This window comes from Pseudomonas sp. Con_6 (assembly GCF_059379395.1).
This window is the reverse complement of record NZ_CM182011.1, coordinates 6,909,397-6,929,323: the sequence shown is the minus strand read 5'-3', so window position 1 is coordinate 6,929,323 and position 19,927 is coordinate 6,909,397. Positions and strand designations below refer to the sequence as shown.

General features: G+C 63.9%; 20 protein-coding genes. 7 read left to right on the top strand and 13 right to left on the bottom strand.

What is annotated here, in order from left to right:
* Positions 1-59: 59 nt before the first annotated feature.
* Together ubiA and AC5QPF_RS31395 are read right to left on the bottom strand one after the other, a co-directional pair.
* Positions 60-950 carry a 4-hydroxybenzoate octaprenyltransferase gene (gene ubiA, locus AC5QPF_RS31400; RefSeq protein WP_494961429.1) on the bottom strand — a complete coding sequence of 297 codons (891 nt, stop codon included), beginning with the start codon at positions 948-950 and terminating at the stop codon, positions 60-62.
* Positions 950-1,516 carry a chorismate lyase gene (locus AC5QPF_RS31395; RefSeq protein WP_494961428.1) on the bottom strand — a complete coding sequence of 189 codons (567 nt, stop codon included), beginning with the start codon at positions 1,514-1,516 and terminating at the stop codon, positions 950-952. Before AC5QPF_RS31395 ends, ubiA begins: the two co-directional genes overlap by 1 nt.
* A 161-nt stretch (positions 1,517-1,677) precedes the next feature.
* Here AC5QPF_RS31395 and AC5QPF_RS31390 point away from each other — a divergent pair, with 161 nt between their 5' ends.
* The 4 genes from AC5QPF_RS31390 (at position 1,678) to AC5QPF_RS31375 (ending at position 4,014) form a co-directional block, all read left to right on the top strand.
* The gene (locus AC5QPF_RS31390) at positions 1,678-1,845 is read left to right on the top strand and encodes a rubredoxin (protein WP_009394419.1); all 168 of its coding nucleotides are present in this window, start codon (positions 1,678-1,680) and stop codon (positions 1,843-1,845) included.
* Between the two features lie 33 nt (positions 1,846-1,878).
* Positions 1,879-3,027 carry an FAD-dependent oxidoreductase gene (locus tag AC5QPF_RS31385; RefSeq protein WP_494961427.1) on the top strand — a complete coding sequence of 383 codons (1,149 nt, stop codon included), beginning with the start codon at positions 1,879-1,881 and terminating at the stop codon, positions 3,025-3,027.
* Positions 3,028-3,214: 187 nt separating this feature from the next.
* Positions 3,215-3,487: an HU family DNA-binding protein gene (locus AC5QPF_RS31380; protein ID WP_494961426.1), complete on the top strand. Its 273-nt coding sequence runs from the start codon at positions 3,215-3,217 to the stop codon at positions 3,485-3,487.
* Positions 3,488-3,642: 155 nt separating this feature from the next.
* The gene (locus AC5QPF_RS31375; RefSeq protein ID WP_494961425.1) at positions 3,643-4,014 is read left to right on the top strand and encodes a helicase; all 372 of its coding nucleotides are present in this window, start codon (positions 3,643-3,645) and stop codon (positions 4,012-4,014) included.
* Positions 4,015-4,140: 126 nt separating this feature from the next.
* Here the strand turns inward: AC5QPF_RS31375 and AC5QPF_RS31370 are convergent, their stop codons facing one another.
* From AC5QPF_RS31370 to exbB, 6 genes are all read right to left on the bottom strand, one after another.
* Positions 4,141-5,541, bottom strand: coding sequence for an HDOD domain-containing protein (locus AC5QPF_RS31370; protein WP_494961424.1), 1,401 nt, complete (start codon positions 5,539-5,541; stop codon positions 4,141-4,143).
* A gap of 79 nt (positions 5,542-5,620) precedes the next feature.
* On the bottom strand, positions 5,621-7,699 hold the full coding sequence (gene recG, locus AC5QPF_RS31365; RefSeq protein WP_494961423.1) for an ATP-dependent DNA helicase RecG: 2,079 nt from the start codon (positions 7,697-7,699) through the stop codon (positions 5,621-5,623).
* 9 nt (positions 7,700-7,708) lie between these two features.
* The gene (locus AC5QPF_RS31360) at positions 7,709-8,629 is read right to left on the bottom strand and encodes a LysR substrate-binding domain-containing protein (RefSeq protein WP_494961422.1); all 921 of its coding nucleotides are present in this window, start codon (positions 8,627-8,629) and stop codon (positions 7,709-7,711) included.
* A 144-nt stretch (positions 8,630-8,773) separates the two neighbouring features.
* Positions 8,774-9,508: an energy transducer TonB gene (locus tag AC5QPF_RS31355; protein WP_330072814.1), complete on the bottom strand. Its 735-nt coding sequence runs from the start codon at positions 9,506-9,508 to the stop codon at positions 8,774-8,776.
* Positions 9,505-9,933 carry a TonB system transport protein ExbD gene (gene exbD / locus AC5QPF_RS31350; RefSeq protein WP_330072813.1) on the bottom strand — a complete coding sequence of 143 codons (429 nt, stop codon included), beginning with the start codon at positions 9,931-9,933 and terminating at the stop codon, positions 9,505-9,507. Before exbD ends, AC5QPF_RS31355 begins: the two co-directional genes overlap by 4 nt.
* Positions 9,934-9,936: 3 nt before the next feature.
* Complete coding sequence (exbB, locus tag AC5QPF_RS31345; RefSeq protein WP_494961421.1) at positions 9,937-10,947, bottom strand: tonB-system energizer ExbB; 1,011 nt, start codon at positions 10,945-10,947, stop codon at positions 9,937-9,939.
* Between the two features lie 198 nt (positions 10,948-11,145).
* On the opposite strand from exbB, the gene AC5QPF_RS31340 reads away from it, so the two are divergent.
* Positions 11,146-12,003 (top strand): NAD-dependent epimerase/dehydratase family protein, encoded by an 858-nt coding sequence (locus AC5QPF_RS31340; RefSeq protein WP_494961420.1) that lies wholly within the window; start codon positions 11,146-11,148, stop codon positions 12,001-12,003.
* Positions 12,004-12,123: 120 nt separating this feature from the next.
* Here the strand turns inward: AC5QPF_RS31340 and AC5QPF_RS31335 are convergent, their stop codons facing one another.
* The 5 genes from AC5QPF_RS31335 to AC5QPF_RS31315 form a co-directional block, all read right to left on the bottom strand.
* Positions 12,124-12,861: a hypothetical protein gene (locus AC5QPF_RS31335; protein ID WP_494961419.1), complete on the bottom strand. Its 738-nt coding sequence runs from the start codon at positions 12,859-12,861 to the stop codon at positions 12,124-12,126.
* 55 nt (positions 12,862-12,916) lie between these two features.
* Positions 12,917-13,297 carry a RidA family protein gene (locus tag AC5QPF_RS31330; RefSeq protein WP_009394407.1) on the bottom strand — a complete coding sequence of 127 codons (381 nt, stop codon included), beginning with the start codon at positions 13,295-13,297 and terminating at the stop codon, positions 12,917-12,919.
* A 23-nt stretch (positions 13,298-13,320) separates the two neighbouring features.
* Positions 13,321-15,429, bottom strand: coding sequence for a bifunctional GTP diphosphokinase/guanosine-3',5'-bis pyrophosphate 3'-pyrophosphohydrolase (spoT, locus tag AC5QPF_RS31325; protein WP_494961418.1), 2,109 nt, complete (start codon positions 15,427-15,429; stop codon positions 13,321-13,323).
* A gap of 60 nt (positions 15,430-15,489) precedes the next feature.
* Positions 15,490-15,753: a DNA-directed RNA polymerase subunit omega gene (gene rpoZ / locus AC5QPF_RS31320; protein WP_330072807.1), complete on the bottom strand. Its 264-nt coding sequence runs from the start codon at positions 15,751-15,753 to the stop codon at positions 15,490-15,492.
* A 166-nt stretch (positions 15,754-15,919) separates the two neighbouring features.
* On the bottom strand, positions 15,920-16,792 hold the full coding sequence (locus AC5QPF_RS31315; RefSeq protein ID WP_494961417.1) for a LysR substrate-binding domain-containing protein: 873 nt from the start codon (positions 16,790-16,792) through the stop codon (positions 15,920-15,922).
* A 206-nt stretch (positions 16,793-16,998) separates the two neighbouring features.
* Between AC5QPF_RS31315 and AC5QPF_RS31310 the strand changes: the two genes are divergently transcribed.
* Both AC5QPF_RS31310 and AC5QPF_RS31305 read left to right on the top strand, forming a co-directional pair.
* Positions 16,999-18,381, top strand: a complete 1,383-nt coding sequence (locus AC5QPF_RS31310; protein ID WP_494961416.1) for a glutamine synthetase family protein — start codon at positions 16,999-17,001, stop codon at positions 18,379-18,381.
* A gap of 16 nt (positions 18,382-18,397) precedes the next feature.
* A complete protein-coding gene (locus AC5QPF_RS31305; protein WP_494961415.1) occupies positions 18,398-19,891 on the top strand; it encodes an aldehyde dehydrogenase family protein in 1,494 nt (497 codons plus the stop codon).
* The last annotated feature ends 36 nt before the right edge of the window (positions 19,892-19,927 follow it).

The window sequence follows — 19,927 nt, the reverse complement described above, 5'->3', positions numbered from 1 at the left end:
GCCGAAGACTCTGTGGGAGCGGGTAACCCCGCTCCCACAGGTTTTGTGTAGTCAGTGAGTTAGCGGGTGATGTAGTGAATCACGATGCTGACAAAGATGATGAACCCCGCCCAATGGTTATGCAGGAACGCCTTGAAGCAAGCATCCCGCTCAAGCCTGCGGGTTGACCAGTATTCCCAGGCGAAGCACAGCGCCGCACCCAGCAACCCCAGATGGAACCAGCCCCCCAGGCCGAACTGGTTGCCCGCCAGCAGCAGGCACAGTAGCGACGCGCCCTGCAGCGACAGGATGATGATGCGGTCGGCCTCGCCGAACAGGATCGCTGTGGATTTCACGCCGATCTTCAGGTCGTCGTCGCGGTCGACCATGGCGTAGTAGGTGTCATAACCCACCGTCCATAGCAGGTTGGCGATGTACAGCAGCCAGGCGATCGCCGGCAGCTCGCCGGTGGCCGCGGTGAAGGCCATCGGGATACCCCAGGAATACGCCGCGCCGAGGACCACCTGCGGGTAGTAGGTGTAGCGCTTCATGAACGGGTAGCACGCCGCCAGCGCCACAGCGCCGAACGACAGCAGCACGGTCTTCTGGTTGGTGCACAGCACCAGCAGGAAGCTGATCGACACGAGGATGGCGAACAGGGCCAGGGCTTCGCGGGCACTGATCCGTCCAGCGGCCAGTGGGCGCTCGGCGGTGCGCTTGACGTGGCCATCCACCTTGCGGTCGGCGAAATCGTTGATCGCGCAGCCGGCGGCGCGCATCAATACCACGCCGAACAGGAAGATCAGCACGTTGGCCGGGGTCGGCGAGCCGTTGCCGGCGATCCACACCGCCGACAGGGTCGGCCAAAGCAGAAGGTAGATGCCGATCGGCTTGTCCATGCGGCTTAGCTGGATGAAGTCCCAGGCCCGCGGATGCAGGCGATTGAGCGACTTGAGCAGGTCCAGGTACATCAGCGCACCTCCTTGAATGCTGCGGTGGCCTGCCACAGGGTGGGCAGGAACACTTCGGCCACCAGCAAGCGCAATCCACCCCGATCGAAGCGCGAGCGCCGGCCCCACAGGGCGTGGGTGACCTGTTCGGCGGGGAGCCAGTCGGCAGGGTAATGACAGACCTCGATGGCCTGACGGGCGAAGCCCTGGTCGCAGAACAGCAGTTCGCCCAGCGAACGGCTCCCCAGCGCCTCCAGGTCGAGACCGTCGTTGCGCAGGGCCTCGCGGCCGGCCACGCTGCGGGCGAACACCCACGGCTCGCCATGACCGCGCAGGTACACCTCGCGGACCCAGCCTTCGCTGCCGGGGGCGAGGTCCAGGCTCAGGCACTCGTCGTCGCGCAGTGGCTGCCAGCCTTCGAACAGGGGCGTCACGGAGAAATTATCGGTGGAAAGGTGGGTCAGACGACGGGTCAAGGAGCCTTGGTCGAACAACCAGTCGAGGATCAGCGCCGGGGTCTTCGCGGCCAGTTGCGGCGTATGCGGCGTCCACTGCGCGGCAGGATAATGCGGGGATTCGTTTGGCACGGTAGATATACGGTTACAGGCCAGTGAAGCGCCGGAGCTTAACATGTTTGCCGGGGCGGCTTGCATCGTCTGGCCGGGCTCAGTACAAAGCCCGCTGAAGGCCGATCGCCCATTCGAAAAAAACCATGATCGTGCCAAGCCTGAAACGAGGAGAACGAGCGATGAAAAAGTGGCAATGCGTGGTGTGCGGCCTGATCTATGACGAGGCCGAGGGCTGGCCGGATGACGGCATCGCTCCGGGCACCCGCTGGGAAGACGTGCCGGAAGACTGGCTGTGCCCGGATTGCGGCGTTGGCAAGACCGATTTCGAAATGATCGCCATCGGCTGATCTGTTTTTCACCCAGACAAGGACATTCAAGGCATGACCGATCCCGTCGTGATAATCGGCACCGGACTGGCGGGCTACAACCTCGCCCGCGAATTTCGCAAGCTCGACGGCGAGACGCCGTTGCTGCTGATCAGCGCGGACGATGGCCGCTCCTACTCCAAACCGATGCTCTCGACCGGTTTTGCCAAGAGCAAGGACGCCGACGGCCTGAGCATGGCCGAACCGGGTGCCATGGCCGAACAGCTCAAGGCCGAGGTCCGTACCCATACCCGCATCAGCGGTATCGATCCTGGCCACAAGCGGCTGTGGATTGGCGAGGAACAGGTGCGCTACCGCGACCTGATCCTGGCCTGGGGCGCGGAGACCGTGCGGGTGCCGATCGAGGGTGACGCGGGCGATGCGGTATTCCCGATCAACGACCTCGAAGACTACGCCCGTTTCCGTGCGGCGGCGGTCGGCAAGCGTCGGGTGTTGATCCTCGGCGCCGGCCTGATCGGCTGCGAATTCGCCAATGACATGAGCCTGGGCGGTTTCGAAGTTGAGCTGGTGGCACCGTGCGAGCAGGTCATGCCGACCTTGCTGCATCCGGCGGCTGCGGCTGCGGTCCAGACTGGCCTGGAAGGGCTCGGCGTGCGTTTCCACCTGGGACCGGTACTGAACCGCCTGCAGCGGGTGAGCGAGGGACTGGAGGCACATCTGTCGGACGGTTCCGTGATCGCCTGCGACCTGGTGGTGTCGGCGGTCGGCCTGAGGCCGCGTACCGACCTCGCCGCCGCCGCTGGCCTGCGTATCAACCGCGGCGTGGTGGTGGACCGTGAGTTGCGCACCTCCCACGCCAATATCTTCGCCCTGGGTGATTGCGCCGAGGTCGAGGGCCTCAACCTGCTCTACGTGATGCCGCTGATGACCGGTGCGCGGGCGCTGGCACAAACCCTGGCCGGTAACCCGACGGCGGTCAGCTACGGCCCGATGCCAGTCACTGTGAAGACCCCGGTATGTCCGCTGGTAGTGTCGCCTCCACCCCTTGGAATGGAAGGAACGTGGAGCGTCGAAGGCCAGGGCGGCGACCTGAAAGTGCTCTGCCACGATGCTCAGGGGCAATTGCTGGGTTATGCGCTCACCGGTACCGCTGTGATGGAGAAGTTGGCATTGAATCGCCAGCTTCCGGCCCTGCTGGCGTAAATACCGGTCGTTCTGTCGGATTTACCCCTCCATTGCCCGCTCAATGGCCGCGCAGAGACTGGCGCGGCCATTGGCGGCGTGCCATCCTCAGTTCCGTCTGCCGCAGTTTAGAGCCTGCGGTGCCTTGGGCGCTGCTTGCAAAGGCAGCACGGCATAACAACAAAAATTCCGTCAAAGAGGCTTCACCATGCGTAAACCCGAACTCGCCGCAGCCATCGCCGAAAAGGCCGACCTCACCAAAGAGCAGGCCAACCGTGTACTGAACGCCCTGCTCGAAGAAATTACCCAGGCATTGGGCAAGAAGGAAAACGTGACCCTGGTCGGTTTCGGTACTTTCGAACAGCGCCACCGTGGTGCTCGCACCGGCAAAAACCCGCAAACCGGCGAGCCGGTGAAAATCAAGGCCAGCAACACCGTGGCGTTCAAGCCAGGCAAGAATCTCAAGGACATGGTCAATTGATGGCCTGATCCAGTGCATGCAGTGCAAACGGGCATCCCAAGGGATGCCCGTTTCGTTTTGCTCCGAACAGGGGAGAAATGCGCTGGATTCAGTAGCTTTCGTTCACTAAAAGGATAAACTGCGCCGGCCAGTCACTTTTTCACCGAGGCGCATTCATGAAGTTTCGCTTTCTCCTTTGGGCCATGGGGCTGCTGATGTCCCGGGCCAGTCGCAATAATCCGGCGTTCCAGCAGCAACTGAAGGACAAGGACCTGGTGTTCCAGCTCCAGACTCTGGACGGCAAGGCCGCCCGGCATTTCATCGTGAAGGACAGCCGCATCAGCAGCAGCGGCGGCACCCACCCGGAACCCGCCTTCGCCATTGCGTTCAAGGATGCAGCGTTCGGTTTCGAGACCCTTCAGGCGAAGAACAAGCAACTGGCGTTCATGCAGGGGATTCAGGACAAGAGCATCCAGATCAAGGGCAATCCGGCGCTGGTGATCTGGTTCCAGGGCTTGATGAAATACCTGAAACCGAAGAAGAAGTAAGACTTCAGTCCATCGTTGTGGCTGCCGGCCCTATCGCTGGCAAGCCAGCTCCCACAGGGATCGCATGCACCGCCAACCCTCTGGGGGCTGGCTTGCCAGCGATGAGGCCATCAGCAGCACCACTCATCAATGCTGGCTGAACTGCGAAGCCAGCTCGCGCAACATCACTTCCGCCTCCAACACCTTGTTCACTACGTCCTCGGCCTTCTCGCGGCTGATATTCAGGCGTTCCAGCAACTCATCCGGGATCGACTCGTCCGGCCCCGAGCCGATGCCGCGGGCGCGCAGCAGGCGCACCGACAGGCACACCAGGTTGGCGAACGGCGAATGGTCGCCGGCGTAGGTCGGGTCGTTCTGGAAACGCAGGGCGGTAGCCAGCTCATCCGGCATGTCCCAGAAGCGCATCAGCCAAGCGCCGATCTGCTCGCGGCTGATGCCCAGCAGGTGCTGCTCGACGTAGCTGTGGCAGACGTGCGGATTGACCTCCAGGTGCCGGCAGATCAGCGAGAAATGCGGCGGGAACACGTGGGCCAGCAACAGGTAACCGAAGTTGTGCAGCAGGCCCGCCAGGTAGGTCAGGCCGGCTTCCGGACGTTCGGCCCGCGGCATGGCGCGGGTCAGTCCCTCGATCACCGCGGCGGTGTAGATCGATTGCTGCCAGTACGGCGTGGTGTGTTGCGGATGGTCCTTGGGCAGGCTCAGGGTCTTGCCCAGGGCCAGGCCCAGCGCCAGGTTGATCACCAGGTCGAAGCCGAGCACACGGACAATGGCGTCTTCCACAGAGCGGATCTTGCCCGGCGAGGCGTAGTAGGGCGATGCCGCCCAGCTGACCACCTGGGCCGCCAGTGCCGGGTCGGTTTCCACCACGCCGGTGATGTCGTCGATGGTGGCGTTGGGGTCCACCCGCAGCTTGATGATCTTCTGCGCGGTCTCGGCGAGCGGCGGAATCTCGATGGTCGACTCCAGGCGTTGCTGGATGCGCCGCGCAGTGAAGGCCTGGACCGCCTGGGTGATTTCCTCGCGGTCGTCTGCCGGGCGGTCGAGATTCGGGTGGATCTGACTCAGCAACTCGCCGAACTGGCCGGCGCTGGCCTTGCTGAGCATCTTGCGGAAGTCGTCGCGTTCGATCTCCAGCAGCAGCCCGGCCTCACCTGACTGCACCAGCAAGGCTGGCGGCTTGAGCACGCTTTCTTCGTACAGGCATGGTGAACTGGTCAGCGCCGGAATGCCGGGGAGAGTCTTCAGCCCGTGCTTGTCGAGCATGTGTTGCAGGCGCTCCAGCGGCACGGCGGCCAGTGTGCGTCCGGTCAGTTCGGTCAGGCGGCTGAGGTCGAGCAACTGGTTCTGCGGGAACAGCACCATCAGGGCACCGACCGAATCGTCCAGCAGGACGGCCTGAACGCGGGTTTCAGGCGGCAACTGCGGGTGATCCGCCACTTCGCGGTAGGCGACACCCAACTTGTCGAGCAGCAGCCGGATAACAGACGGAACCTGTGGGGTTGCGGTATCGAGGGCAACTTCAATCATGGTCTGTATCCAAATTCTTTACAGAGGCAAGAGTATAACCAGCCTGACCGACAGGCTGGATCCAATTCCGCCGAAGACGTCACACTTGGCCGTATTGCTGGCCATGGCGCAGCCAGCGTTCCAGTAGCGGGCTGACGTGATCGGGCCAGCGCGCCAGCAGGGCCTGGGCTGCGTCGCGCACGGCAGGCAGCAGGTCGGCGTCGCGCATCAGGTCAGCGACCTTGAACTGCAGCAGGCCGGTCTGGCGGGTGCCGAGCATTTCCCCGGGACCACGCAGCTCCAGGTCCTTTTCGGCGATGACGAAACCGTCATTGGTCTCGCGCATGATCCCCAGGCGTTCGCGACCGATCTGCGACAGTGGCGGGTGGTACAGCAGCACGCAGTGACTCACCGCGCTACCGCGCCCGACCCGGCCGCGCAACTGGTGCAACTGGGCCAGGCCCAGGCGCTCGGGGTTCTCGATGATCATCAGGCTGGCGTTGGGCACGTCGACGCCCACCTCGATCACCGTGGTCGCCACCAGCAATTGCAGGCGACCTTCCTTGAATTCAGCCATCACCGCGGCTTTTTCCGCGGGTTTCATGCGACCGTGGATCAGGCCGACGCGCAGCTCGCCGAGGGCGCTGGAGAGTTCCTCGAAGGTGGTCTCGGCGGCCTGGCAGGTCAGCTCTTCGGACTCTTCGATCAGGGTGCACACCCAGTAGGCCTGGCGCCCCTCGGCGCAGGCGGCGCGGACCCGCTCGACCACCTCGAAGCGGCGGCTGTCGGCCACCAGCACGGTGTTGACCGGGGTACGCCCGGGCGGCAATTCGTCGAGGATCGAGGTGTCGAGGTCGGCGTAGGCGCTCATTGCCAGGGTCCGCGGGATCGGCGTGGCGGTCATGATCAACTGGTGCGGGCAGAACCGGCCGCCGACGCCCTTCTGGCGCAGGGCCAGGCGCTGTTGCACGCCGAAGCGGTGCTGTTCGTCGATGATCGCCAGGGCCAGGTTGTGGAACTTCACTTCTTCCTGGAACAGCGCATGGGTACCGACCACCATCGGCGTGCCCGTGGCGATTTGCTCCAGCGCCGCGACCCGGGCCTTGCCCTTGAGCTTGCCGGCGAGCCAGGCGACTTCGATGCCCAGTGGCTCCAGCCAGCGCTTGAAGGTGATGAAGTGCTGTTCGGCGAGGATCTCGGTGGGCGCCATCAGCGCCACCTGGTAACCGGCTTCCAGTGCCTGTAGCGCGGCGAGGGCGGCGACCACGGTCTTGCCGGCGCCGACGTCGCCCTGGACCAGGCGCAGCATGGGTTCTTGCTGGCTCAGGTCGTAAGCGATCTCATTGCCGACCCGTTGCTGTGCGCCGGTCGGTGGGAAGCCCAGGTTGGCGAGAAACTGCTTGGGCAGCCGGCTCGCCTTCGGCAGTACCGGTGCACGCAGGGCCCGCAGGCTTTCCCGCAGGCGTTGTTGCGAGAGTTGATGGGTCAGCAGCTCTTCGAAAGCCAGGCGATGCTGGGCCCAGTGCTGGCCTTCGGCGAGTTCGTCGACATCGGCGTCCGCCGGCGGCTGGTGCAGGTAACGGATCGCCTGGTCCAGCGGACCGAGGTGATAGTCGCGGGCCAGTTCGTTCGGCAGCCAGTCCGGGAGGCTGCGCGGGCCGAGCAGCGCGAGGGTCTGCTGGCTGAGCTGGCGCAGGCGCTGCTGGGTCAGGCCTTCGGTGGTCGGGTAGATCGGCGTCAGGGTCTGGTCCACCGGGGGCGGTGGCTCGTTGCCGTTGAGCACGCGGTATTCTGGATGGTAGATCTCCAGGCCCGACGCGCCGGGCCGGGCTTCGCCGTAGCAGCGCACATGGGTACCGCGCTTGAGTGCGTCTTTCTGCGCCATGCTGAAGTGATAAAAGCGCAGGCTCAGCACGCCGCTGCCATCACCCAGGCGCACCACCAGGCTGCGGCGCTTGCCCATTACCACGTCGGCACCGCTGACCACCCCTTCGATCACCGCATCCTGGCCCGGGCGCAGCGCGCCGATGGGCACCACGCGCGTACGGTCCTGATAGCGCAGCGGCAGGTGGAACAGCACGTCCTGCAGGTTCTCCAGGCCGACCTTGGCCAGCTTCTCGGCCAGTGCTTCGCCAACGCCTTTCAGTGCCGTGACCGACACATGGGACAACTCGGTCATGGCAACGACCTACTCGCCCGTGAGTGGCTTGGCCACGGAGCAGAGGCGAATCGAATCGGCGAGGATCTCGATGGCCTTGGGCCGCGGGAAGCTGGCGCGCCAGGCGATGGCCACGGTGCGGAACGGTGCCGGCGGGCTCAGTGGGCGGACTTCGATTACCCCGGGTGCGTAATGATGGCTGTGTACCGCCGACAGCGGCAGGATCGACACGCCGAGGCCGGACGCGACCATGTGGCGGATGGTTTCCAGCGAGCTGGACTCCACGGTGGTGTGCTTGGCGGCCTCGCTGCCTTTGGTCAGGGTCGGGCAGGCTTCCAGGACCTGGTCGCGGAAGCAGTGGCCCTCGCCAAGCAACAGCAGGCTCTTGTCGTTGAGCAGGCTGGCGTCGATGGTCTGTTGCTGGGTCCACGGGTGGCCGCTGGGCATCAGCACGTAGAACGGCTCGTCGTACAGTGGCAGAGTCAGCACGTCGGCTTCGTTGAACGGCAGGGCGATGATCACCGCGTCCAGTTCGCCGTTGCGCAGCTTGTCACGCAAGACGTGGGTGAAGTTTTCCTCGATGTACAACGGCATCTGCGGGGCGACCCGGTGCAGTTGCGGAATCAGGTGCGGGAACAGGTAGGGACCGACGGTGTAGATCGCTCCGACCTTGAGCGGCGCGGTCAACTGGTTCTTGCCGGCCTGGGCCAGTTCGCGGATGCCCTGGGCCTGTTCGAGGACCTTCTGCGCCTGGGCGACGATGCTTTCGCCGACCGGAGTCAGGCGTACCGCGCTCTTGCTGCGCTCGAAGATCAGTACGCCCAGCTCGTCCTCCAGCTTTTTCACGCCCACCGACAGGGTCGGCTGGCTGACATGGCAGCGCTCGGCGGCATGGCCGAAGTGCTGTTCCTGAGCAAGAGTGACGATGTAGCGTAATTCTGTGAGGGTCATAGCATGCGTCCATGAAGTAGCGGCCCCAGCATAGCGGCTGCAACCGATAGACGCACCTTATCAGACTTGCGTCAGTGCGACAGAAACGACGATTGCATGCGAAAAAAAACCGGCCGCATCAGCGGCCGGCTTTCATTGCGTGACTCAGCGCTTGTCCAGCGAGTAGACGAACGGCGCGACCACTTCGATGCTGCCGTTGTTCAGCAGCTCCTTCGGTGGCGGCGGCACCGGCTGGGCCTTGCGGATCATCTCCAGGGTCGCGCGGTCCAGCGCGGCGCTGCCCGAACCACCGGCTAGCGAGTAGGAGAGGACCTTGCCTTCGGCATCGACCACGAAACGCAGGCGGTTGATACCTTGCAGGCCACGACGGCGGGCGTCTTCCGGGTAGCGCTTGAACTTGCCCAGGTGACGCAGCAGGTCGCTTTGCCAGGTTGGCAGGGCGTTGCTGTTGGTCGCGATGCTCGGTGCCGGGGCTGCCGATTTCTGCGCTGGCGCAGTGCTCGGTGGCGTATCGGCGACTTCCTGCTCGACCGGTTTTTCCTTCGGCTCTTCCTTCTGCTCCGGCTTCGGCGGCTGTGGCTTGGCCTTCGGCTTGGCAGGTTTGGGAATGGCGATTTTCGGTTTCGGTGCCTCGACCAGCTTCGGCAGTGGCGGTTCTTCCACCGGTGCGGGCGGCTGTGGCGGGGTCACCACTTTGGGTGGTGGTGGCGGCGCCGGTTCCGGCAGCGGCGCCATCTCGATCATCATGGCCGCGGGCGGCAATTCGATAGCCTGAGGTGTCGACCAGTTCAGGGTCAGCACGATGGCAATGGCATGCACTGCCAGTACGAGTAACAGGCTACCGCCATAACGCCCCAGCTTGTACCGGGTCTCGATCATTTCTTCGCTGCCGTCTCAAGCCCGACCAGGCCGACCTTGAGATAGCCGGCGGCGCGCAGAATGTTCATGACTTCCATCAGATCGCCGTAGTCCACGCCCTTGTCGGCCTGGAAGAAGATCGTGGTTTCCTTGTCGCCCTTGGTCTTGGCATCCAGCATGGCGCCGAGCTGGTCCTGTTGCTGGACCAGGTCTTCGCCCAGGTACAGCTTCTGGTCGGCCTTGACGCTGAGGAACACCGGCTTCTCGGGCCTTGGCGCGGGTTTCGCCGTCGAGGCGGGCAGGTCGACCTTGATGTCGACCGTCGCCAGCGGTGCCGCGACCATGAAGATGATCAGTAGCACCAGCATCACGTCGATGAACGGCGTTACGTTGATTTCGTGGTTCTCGGCGAGATCGTCGCCACCCTCGTTAAGATGCAGGCCCATGGCTTACCCCACTTTCACCATGTGCGGCTGAGCGGAGCGCTCGCCTGGCTGGTGGTCCAGATCGCGGCTGACCAGCAGCAGGACCTGCGCCGAAGCGTCGGATACCTGGGCCTTGTAGCCGGCGATGGAGCGTGCGAATACGTTGTAGATAACCACGGCCGGGATTGCAGCGACCAGGCCCAGGGCAGTGGCCAGCAGGGCTTCGGCGATACCAGGGGCGACCACGGCGAGGTTGGTGGTCTGGGTCTTGGCGATGCCGATGAAGCTGTTCATGATGCCCCATACGGTACCGAACAGACCGACGAACGGCGCGGTGGAGCCGATGGTGGCGAGCACGCCGGTGCCGCTGGACATGTTGCGACCGCTGGCGGCCACCAGGCGCTCCAGGCGGAAGCTCACGCGCTCCTTGATACCTTCTTTCTCGCGGGCGTTGGCCGAGAGGTGCATTTCCTCCAGGGCGTCATGCACCAGGACGTGGGCCAGGGTGCCCGGCTTGTCGGTCTTCTCCGACGCGTCCTTGAGGGTAGTGGCCTTCTTCAGCACGGCGATTTCGCTGCGCAGGCGGCGCTTGGCGCCCAGCAGCTCGAAGCCTTTGGCGATCCAGATGGTCCAGGTGATGATCGAGGCAATGGCCAGGCCGATCATGACCGCTTTGACCACTACGTCGGCGTTCTGGTACATGCCCCATGGCGACAGGTCGTGACCCATGCCCAGGGTGGTGTCCTCGGCCAGAGGCTCGCCATCCGCATTCAGCGGCTGGTCGGTTGCACCTTCCACCGGAGCGGCGGCCGGATCGACAGGGGCGGCTGCGGCCTGTTCGGCACCCGGCGCGACCGGAGCTGCACCTTCGGCGGCCGGAGCGACTGGCGCAGCGGCAGCAGCAGGAGCTGCCGGGGCGGCGGTCGGCTCGTCAGCCATGGCGACGGGCGTCAGCATCAGGCTGAACATCAGCGCGGCGATGGCGCGCAGGGAGCGCGACGTGGTTGGCGAAGCGGAAGGTTGGATACGTGTCATGCTGGCCGGACCTGATGAAGAAGAATGAATGGATGGTCTTCAAGGCCTCGAAACAGGCCGAGAACTGAAAAAAGGGTGGCCATTATTGCAAGTAATTCTTGTTAGCAGAAGTAATAAAGTAGCTTTTTTTACAGTGATCGCTAGCCGCCTATCGATTTTGGCGGGATAGTGCGGGTCAATCGTTACGGGAGTTTCAGCATGTCTACCCCTTCAGTTCTGGTCGTCGGATGTGGCGATGTAGGTGGTCGCCTGGCCACGCAATTGCTGGCGGGCGGCTGGTCGGTGAGCGGCTTGCGAAGGAATGTTGGTGCGTTGCCGGAGGGTGTCGGTGCCATTGCCGCCGACCTGGAGCAGCGGCAGGTACCGGCGAACTGGCCGTTGGTCAGCCCCGATTATCTGGTCTATTGCGTCGCCGCCAGCCAGCATGACGAGGCTGGTTATCGCTCGGCTTATGTCGAGGGTTTGCGCAATGTGCTGGCGTGGCTGGCCGAGCGTGGACAGAAGCCGCGCCGGCTGCTGTTCGTCTCCAGCAGCAGCGTCTTCGCCCAGCAGGGTGGCGAATGGATCGACGAAACCGCGGAGACTGCGCCGCAGGAGTATTCCGGACGGGTAATGCTGGAGGCGGAGCGGTTGGCGCTGGAGAGCGGGATTCCTGCCAGCGTGGTGCGTCTGACCGGGATCTACGGGCCGGGTCGCGAGTGGTTGCTGAGCCAGGTGCGGCAGGGCTATCGGGTGACTGAAGAGCCGCCGCTGTATGGCAACCGGATTCATGCCGAGGATGCTGCCGGGCTGCTGGCGTTCCTGCTGCGTGCCGATCACCAGGGGCGGGTGCTGGACGACTGCTATATCGGCGTGGACGACGCGCCGGCGCCGTTGGCCGAAGTGGTGGCCTGGCTGCGCGAGTACATGGGCGTTACCGAGTGGTCGGAGCAGCAGCGGGTGCGGCGGACCGGTAGCAAGCGTTGCAGTAATGCGCGGGCTCGGGCGTTGGGTTGGGCACCGGTTTATCCGAGCTATCGCGAGGGCTATGCGGCGATTCTGGAGGGGCGGGGCTAGTTGACGGGGGCCTCATCGCGGACAACGCCCGCTCCCACAGGTTTCGCGTCGGGCCTGGATCTTGTGGCTGACAGCAATCCTTGTGGGAGCGGGCGTTGCCCGCGATGAGGCCAGTGGGGTCTACTTGCGTTCCAGCAACCAGCGCCGCGCACCTGGGCGCAGCTCAGGCATCTCGTCGGGCTGCGCTTCGTTGATGGCCTGGAAGATCTCCAGCTGTTTGCCATCACGTTTGAAAATCCACGGGTTGCCCTGCTGGTTGCGCTCCAGCCAGAGGCTGTCGTACTTGCCGGTCATGGTCGCGCAGTCGCCCGCCAGGCACAGGGCGTAGCGGTCGAGATTGGGCAGGCCGTCGAGGCTGCCGTTGTCGCGGAAACGCACCGTGCCGCCCTGGCCCGGGCCTTCCAGAACGCGCCAGTCGCCCTTCATGTAGGCGCCATAGAGGGCCTTCTCGAAGATGGCGCCCGGCGGAATGTCGGGGTCGATCACGTTGGTGCTGCGTTGGAAATGCTGCTCCGGAGCCCAGTCACTGGTGGCCTGGACCAGTTCCTTGCCATCCAGCGAGAGGTTTTCCACCTGGTCGCCGTCGAGCTCCACCTGCCAGTGGTTGTCGTCCACTGCCTTCAGGCGCCCTTCGACCAGCTCGAAGCCATTGCTGTAGCTGGCCTGGCTTGCCGCGACATTGACCTTCCACTCGAAGTTAGGACCGTTGCGCTCCAGCGCGTAGCGCAGTCCGGTGCCCTTGGAGGCAGCGTCGATCGCGGCCTGGTTGATCCAGATGCCGTTGTAGTCTTCGGGTTTGTGGCTGGCGCAGCCGCCCAGCAGTGCGGCAACCAGGGAAAGGGCAAGCGCGTGGCGCATGACGGGGTCCTTCAGGAAAAGAGTGCGGCGAACCGGACGGTTCGCCGCAGGGGTATTACTCGAGAACCAGGATCGCGTCCATCTCGACCTGCGAGCCGCGTGGCAGGGCGGCGACGCCGATAGCCGCACGGGCCGGGTACGGCTGTTCGAAGTAGCGACCCATGACTTCGTTGACCTTGGCGAAGTGGCTCAGGTCGGTCAGGAAGATGTTCAGCTTGACGATGTCCTTGAACGAACCGCCAGCGGCTTCGGCCACGGCCTTCAGGTTCTCGAAGACCTGGACGGTCTGGGCCTCGAAGCCTTCGACCAGTTCCATGGTTTTCGGGTCGAGGGGGATCTGGCCCGACATGTAGACGGTGTTGCCGGCCTTGATCGCCTGGGAGTAGGTGCCGATGGCGGCAGGTGCCTTGTCGCTGTTGATGACGGTCTTGGTCATGGTGACTCCTTGCAAGGGAAGGGCTACGCGCGCATGCGGGTGATTCGGATGACGCCCGTCAGCGCGCGCAGTTTCTTGATCACGCGGGCCAGGTGCACGCGGTCGTGCACGCTGACCACCAACTGGACGACGCTGATGCGACCATCGCGTTCATCCATGCTGATTTTCTCGATATTGCCGTCGGCAGCGTTGACGCTGCTGGCGAGCAGGGCGATCAGGCCGCGCTGGTGTTCCAGCTCGACGCGCAGCTCCACATTGAATTCACCGGTGACGTCCTTGGCCCAGGATAGCTGGATGCATTTTTCCGGGTTGTGGCGAATCTCGCTGATGTTCCGGCAGTTCTCCAGGTGCACCACCATGCCCTTGCCCGCCGACAGGTGGCCGACGATCGGGTCGCCCGGGATCGGCGTGCAGCACTTGGCATAGCTCAGCACCAGGCCTTCGGTTCCGCGGATGGCCAGCGGGCCTTCCGGGTTCGGCAACTGCTCGCCCTCGGTGGACAACAGGCGCCGAGCCACCACGTAGGCCATGCGGTTGCCCAGGCCGATATCTTCCAGCAGGTCCTCGATCAGTTCCAGGCGGTACTCGCCGAGCATGGCCTGGATGCGCTCCTGCGGGATCTTGTCGAGGGCGCTGTCGAAGCCGTTGAGCACCTTGTTCAGCAAGCGTTCGCCGAGGTTGATCGACTCGGAGCGGCGCTGCAGCTTGAGGGCGTGACGTATGTGCGTGCGCGCCTTGCCGGTGACCACGAAGTTGAGCCAGGCCGGGTTCGGCCGGGCGCCTGGGGCGCTGACGATCTCGACGGTGGAGCCGCTCTGCAGCGGCTCCGACAGCGGCGCCAGGCGGCGGTTGATGCGGCAGGCGATGCAGCTGTTGCCGACGTCGGTGTGCACCGCGTAGGCGAAGTCGACCGCGGTGGAGCCCTTCGGCAGCTCCATGATGCGGCCCTTGGGCGTGAACACGTAGACCTCGTCCGGGAACAGGTCGATCTTCACGCTCTCGATGAATTCAAGGGAGTTGCCCGCACGTTGCTGCAGTTCCAGCACACCCTTGACCCACTGGCGCGCGCGGGCATGTGTGCCTTTCGGCTTCTCGTCGTCGCTGGACTTGTACAGCCAGTGCGCGGCGATGCCGTTGTTGGCCATCTCTTCCATCTCGCGGGTGCGGATCTGGATCTCGATGGGTACGCCGTGCATGCCGAACAGGGTGGTGTGCAACGACTGGTAGCCGTTGGCCTTGGGGATCGCGATGTAGTCCTTGAAGCGGCCGGGCAGCGGCTTGTAGAGGTTGTGCACGGCGCCGAGCACGCGGTAGCAGGTGTCGACCTTGTCGACGATGATGCGGAACGCGTAGACATCCATGATCTCGTTGAAGGCGCGGCGCTTGCCGCGCATCTTCTTGTAGATGCCGTAGATGTGCTTCTGCCGTCCGCTGACTTCGCCCTCGATGCCGTCGACGGCCAGGCAGTGGCTCAGCGACTCTTCGATCTTGTTGACGATTTCCTTGCGGTTGCCGCGGGCGCGTTTGACTGCCTGGTAGATGCGCGCGGAGCGCATCGGGTACATCGCCTTGAAGCCCAGGTCCTCGAACTCGATGCGCACGCTGTGCATGCCCAGGCGGTTGGCGATGGGGGCGTAGATTTCCAGCGTTTCCTTGGCGATGCGCCGGCGTTTCTCGCCGGACAGCACTTCCAGGGTGCGCATGTTGTGCAGGCGGTCGGCCAGCTTGACCAGGATCACGCGGATATCGCGGGCCATGGCCATGGCCATCTTCTGGAAGTTTTCCGCCTGGGCCTCGGCCTTGGTCTCGAAGTTCATCTGGGTCAGCTTGCTGACGCCATCGACCAGATCGGCAACGGTCTCGCCAAACTGCGAACTGAGGGCTTCCTTGGCGATGCCAGTGTCTTCGATCACGTCGTGCAGCATGGCCGCCATCAGGCTCTGATGGTCCATGTGCATGTCGGCGAGGATGCTGGCGACGGCCAGCGGATGCGTGACGTACGCCTCGCCACTGCGGCGGCGCTGGCCGTCGTGGGCCTGCTCGGCGTAGAAATAGGCCCGGCGGACCAGGTTGACCTGGTCGGGACCCAGATAGGTCGACAGACGATCGGCGAGGGCATCTATGCTCGGCAAGATTCGACCTCCTGCCGAGGATAAGGGACCCGCGCCGTACAACGTCGACCAGGCATGGACTTAGACGGCCTCGTTGGCCTCGTCCTCGAACGCAGTGAAGACCGGGTCTTCAGTGACGATCTCTTCGGCGGCGATGAACTCAGGGGTCACGAAACCTTCGGCGATTTCGCGCAGCGCAACAACGGTAGGCTTGTCGTTTTCCCAGGCCACTTTCGGCTCTTTACCGCCGGTAGCCAGTTGACGGGCACGCTTGGTGGACAGCATGACCAGCTCAAAGCGGTTATCAACGTGTTCCAGGCAGTCTTCAACGGTTACGCGGGCCATGGTGTTCCTCAAGTAGCAAATGCGGTGTACTGCCCGGATGGGCGAGCGGACTCGATAGTTTAAAAAATCACCAGCCTTTAGGGAAGCGCTGATTTCGGCTTCGAGCCCCGAATATGTTGACGATACCTAGTTGTAAGTGTCTATTTCAATAGTCTTCGTCTATCGCTCAGATCAGCGCGTTGCGCAGGCGCGGCGTCAGCTCGTCGAACAGCGTCTGCACCGAGCGCAGGGCGCGGCAATCAGGGCGGGTCAGCAGCCACAGCTGGGTGTCGCAGCCGGGCAGGGCATCGCTCAGTTGCTCGACCCCTGGCAGGGTGTGTGCCATGTAGTCCGGCAGCGCCGCCACGCCCATACCCGCGGCCACCAGTTGGGCGATGGAGGCGATGCCACTGCAGCGGTAGCGCGGCAGCACCCCGGGGAATTTCTCGCTGCGCCAGACCACGGTGGGGTGATCCTGCATGGAATCGTCCGGGGCGATCCATGGCACGTTGGATGGGGATTCATCCAGCCGCGCACGAAACTCCTCACGTCCGCAAACGACATAGGACGCCGAACCCAGGCAGCGTCCTACAAGATGTTCCGGTGGTGTGTTGGTCAGGCGAAGCGCCAGGTCGGCGTCGCGGCGGCTGAGGTTGGCGAAGGTGTTGGAGGTCGCCAGTTCCAGTGTCAGCGCCGGGTAGTTCGGCATGAATTCGGCCAACGCCGGCAGCAGCAGGCTGTGCAGCACCGCGTCGGTACAGGTCAGGCGCACCGTGCCGCTGACCACTTGCTCACCGTGGGCCAGGGCCACTCGTGCTGCGTCCAGCGCTTGCTCGGCGCGCTCGGCTTGCTCGGCCAGGGCCTGGGCGGTGCCGGTGGGAAGGTAGCCCTTGCGGCTCTTCACGAACAACGCCGTGCCCAGTGCCGCCTCCATCCGCCGAATTGAACGGAACACCGTTGAAACGTCGACCTTGAGCAGTTCCGCCGCCTTCGCCAGGGAGCGTCCGCGGACCAGGGCGAGAACCAGGGAGAGGTCGGCATGGCTGATCTGATATTGCATCGGTGCACTCTTCGCTTGCCAAAACGCCAATGTCTGTTTGCGTGACGGCCATTCTATAGTGCGAACGTGGCCGTCAAGCAAGGTTTGTCGCGCCATCAGATCTTCGATGGACTACCCGAGAACAAGACCAGCCATCGCCGCCCGAATACCCGCGTTACCTCCCTACACCGCTGCCCCCAATAAAAATTCCAAAGGATGCCTAAGCCATGACGTCGGTCTCCCCGTGCGCCATCCCCGTTGACGAAATGGGCGAATTTCTCAAGGCCCACCCAGAGGTGCAGTTCGTCGATCTGCTGATCGCTGACATGAACGGAGTGGTGCGCGGCAAGCGCATCGAGCGGGCGAGCCTGGTCAAGGTCTACGAAAAGGGCATCAACCTGCCCGCGTCGCTGTTCGCCCTGGATATCAATGGTTCGACCGTGGAAAGCACCGGCCTGGGTCTGGATATCGGCGACGCCGACCGCATCTGCCATCCGATTCCCGGCACCCTCAGTTTCGAGCCGTGGCAAAAGCGCCCCACCGCGCAATTGCTGATGACCATGCACGAGCTGGACGGTACGCCGTTCTTTGCCGATCCGCGGGAAGTGCTGCGTCAGGTAGTGAGCAAGTTCGACGCCATGGGCCTGACCATCTGCGCCGCGTTCGAGCTGGAGTTCTATCTGATCGACCAGGACAACCTCAACGGTCGTCCGCAGCCGCCGCGCTCGCCGATTTCCGGCAAGCGTCCGCAATCGACCCAGGTGTACCTGATCGATGACCTCGACGAGTACGTCGATTGCCTGCAGGACATGCTCGAAGCCGCCAAGGAGCAGGGCATCCCGGCCGACGCCATCGTCAAGGAAAGCGCCCCGGCGCAGTTCGAAGTAAACATGCATCACGTCGCCGACCCGATGAAGGCCTGCGACTACGCCCTGCTGCTCAAACGCCTGATTAAGAACATCGCCTACGACCATGAGATGGACACCACCTTCATGGCCAAGCCTTATCCGGGTCAGGCCGGTAACGGTCTGCACGTGCACATCTCGCTACTGGACAAGGCCACCGGCAAGAACATCTTCAGCAGCGACGACCCTGAGCAGAACGATGCCCTGCGCCACGCCATCGGTGGCGTGCTGGAAACCATGCCGGCGTCGATGGCCTTCCTCTGCCCGAACATCAACTCCTACCGCCGCTTCGGCGCGCAGTTCTACGTACCCAACGCGCCAAGCTGGGGCCTGGACAACCGCACCGTGGCGGTCCGCGTACCGACCGGCAGCAGTGACTCGGTACGGATAGAGCATCGCGTGGCCGGTGCTGACGCCAACCCCTACTTGATGATGGCCTCGATCCTCGCCGGTATTCACCACGGTCTGACCAACAAGATCGAACCCGGTGCGCCGATCGAAGGCAATTCCTATGAGCAGCTGGAACAGAGCCTGCCGAACAACCTGCGCGACGCCCTGCGCGAGCTGGACGACAGCGAAGTACTGAACCAGTACATCAGCCCCGAATACATCGATATTTTCGTCGCCTGCAAGGAAAGCGAACTGGCGGAGTTCGAGGTGTCGATTTCCGACCTCGAATACAACTGGTACCTGCATACGGTCTGATGCCTGGAGAAGAACAATGACAATCCCCTCTCGCGAATACTGGGAAAACCTCTCCCGGGGCCTGCATATCGAAGGCCGTGCCTTCATCGACGGTGAATACCGCGACAGCGTTTCCGGTGACACCTTCGACTGCATCAGCCCGGTGGATGGCCGCGCCCTGGCTGCCATCGCCAGCTGTGATGCTGCCGATGCCGAGCTGGCCGTGGCTGCGGCGCGCCGCAGCTTCGACAGCGGCGTGTGGGCCAATCAGGCCCCCGCGCAACGCAAGCGCGTGCTGATCGCCTTCGCCGACCTGCTGCTGGCCAATGCCCACGAGTTGGCGCTGCTGGAAACCCTGGATATGGGCAAGCCGATCGGCGATTCCCTGAGCGTCGACATTCCTGCGGCGGCCAATTCGATCCGCTGGATGGCCGAGGCCATCGACAAGGTCTACGACGAAGTCGCGCCGACGCCCCATGACCAGCTCGGGCTGGTGACGCGCGAAGCCGTGGGCGTGGTCGCGGCCATCGTGCCGTGGAACTTTCCGCTGATGATGGCCTGCTGGAAGCTGGGGCCTGCCCTGGCCACCGGCAACTCGGTGATCCTCAAACCATCCGAGAAGTCCCCGCTGACCGCCATCCGCGTCGCCCAGCTTGCGCTGGACGCTGGTATCCCGGCCGGCGTGCTCAGCGTCCTGCCGGGCTACGGCCACACCGTGGGCAAGGCCCTGGCCCTGCACATGGACGTCGACACCCTGGTGTTCACCGGCTCGACCCGCATCGCCAAGCAACTGATGGTCTATGCCGGCGAATCGAACATGAAGCGCGTGTGGCTGGAGGCCGGCGGCAAGAGCCCGAACATCGTCTTCGCTGACGCCCCGGACCTCCACGCCGCTGCCGAAGCCGCTGCGGCTGCCATCGCCTTCAACCAGGGCGAGGTGTGTATCGCCGGCTCGCGCCTGCTGGTGGAGCGTTCGATCAAGGACCGCTTCCTGCCGATGGTGGTGGAGGCGCTCAAGGCCTGGAAACCGGGGCATGCCCTGGATCCGCAGACCCGCGTCGGTGCGCTGGTCGATACCACCCAGCTGGACACCGTGCTTGGCTACATCGAAGCCGGCAAGGCGGATGGCGCCACGCTGGTTAGCGGCGGCCGCCAGGTGCTGGAAGACACCTGTGGGGTCTATGTCGAGCCGGCGATCTTCGACGGCGTGACCAACGCGATGCGCATCGCCCGCGAGGAAATCTTCGGGCCGGTGCTCTCGGTGATCACCTTCGACACTGCCGAGGAAGCCATCACCATCGCCAACGACTCGCCATTCGGCTTGGCGGCGGCGGTATGGACCGCGGACATCTCCAAGGCCCACCGCAGCGCTCGCGCCCTGCGTGCCGGCAGCGTGTGGATCAACCAGTACGACGGCGGCGACATGACCGCGCCGTTCGGTGGTTTCAAGCAGTCGGGCAATGGTCGCGACAAGTCGTTGCATGCCTTCGACAAGTACACTGAGCTGAAGGCGACCTGGATCAAGCTCTGAGAAATTGCTGAAGCGACACGGACCCGGTGAACCCGT

What these genes read in the sequence shown, in the direction of transcription:
- exbB (WP_494961421.1), bottom strand. Translation starts at nt 10,947, where the DNA reads ATGACACGTATCCAACCTTCCGCTTCGCCAACCACGTCGCGCTCCCTG.
- AC5QPF_RS31305 (WP_494961415.1), top strand. Translation starts at nt 18,398, where the DNA reads ATGACAATCCCCTCTCGCGAATACTGGGAAAACCTCTCCCGGGGCCTG.
- AC5QPF_RS31375 (WP_494961425.1), top strand. Translation starts at nt 3,643, where the DNA reads ATGAAGTTTCGCTTTCTCCTTTGGGCCATGGGGCTGCTGATGTCCCGG.
- ubiA (WP_494961429.1), bottom strand. Translation starts at nt 950, where the DNA reads ATGTACCTGGACCTGCTCAAGTCGCTCAATCGCCTGCATCCGCGGGCC.
- AC5QPF_RS31335 (WP_494961419.1), bottom strand. Translation starts at nt 12,861, where the DNA reads ATGCGCCACGCGCTTGCCCTTTCCCTGGTTGCCGCACTGCTGGGCGGC.
- AC5QPF_RS31380 (WP_494961426.1), top strand. Translation starts at nt 3,215, where the DNA reads ATGCGTAAACCCGAACTCGCCGCAGCCATCGCCGAAAAGGCCGACCTC.
- AC5QPF_RS31360 (WP_494961422.1), bottom strand. Translation starts at nt 8,629, where the DNA reads ATGACCCTCACAGAATTACGCTACATCGTCACTCTTGCTCAGGAACAG.
- rpoZ (WP_330072807.1), bottom strand. Translation starts at nt 15,753, where the DNA reads ATGGCCCGCGTAACCGTTGAAGACTGCCTGGAACACGTTGATAACCGC.
- exbD (WP_330072813.1), bottom strand. Translation starts at nt 9,933, where the DNA reads ATGGGCCTGCATCTTAACGAGGGTGGCGACGATCTCGCCGAGAACCAC.
- AC5QPF_RS31390 (WP_009394419.1), top strand. Translation starts at nt 1,678, where the DNA reads ATGAAAAAGTGGCAATGCGTGGTGTGCGGCCTGATCTATGACGAGGCC.
- AC5QPF_RS31370 (WP_494961424.1), bottom strand. Translation starts at nt 5,541, where the DNA reads ATGATTGAAGTTGCCCTCGATACCGCAACCCCACAGGTTCCGTCTGTT.
- AC5QPF_RS31385 (WP_494961427.1), top strand. Translation starts at nt 1,879, where the DNA reads ATGACCGATCCCGTCGTGATAATCGGCACCGGACTGGCGGGCTACAAC.
- AC5QPF_RS31330 (WP_009394407.1), bottom strand. Translation starts at nt 13,297, where the DNA reads ATGACCAAGACCGTCATCAACAGCGACAAGGCACCTGCCGCCATCGGC.
- recG (WP_494961423.1), bottom strand. Translation starts at nt 7,699, where the DNA reads ATGACCGAGTTGTCCCATGTGTCGGTCACGGCACTGAAAGGCGTTGGC.
- AC5QPF_RS31315 (WP_494961417.1), bottom strand. Translation starts at nt 16,792, where the DNA reads ATGCAATATCAGATCAGCCATGCCGACCTCTCCCTGGTTCTCGCCCTG.
- AC5QPF_RS31340 (WP_494961420.1), top strand. Translation starts at nt 11,146, where the DNA reads ATGTCTACCCCTTCAGTTCTGGTCGTCGGATGTGGCGATGTAGGTGGT.
- AC5QPF_RS31310 (WP_494961416.1), top strand. Translation starts at nt 16,999, where the DNA reads ATGACGTCGGTCTCCCCGTGCGCCATCCCCGTTGACGAAATGGGCGAA.
- AC5QPF_RS31355 (WP_330072814.1), bottom strand. Translation starts at nt 9,508, where the DNA reads ATGATCGAGACCCGGTACAAGCTGGGGCGTTATGGCGGTAGCCTGTTA.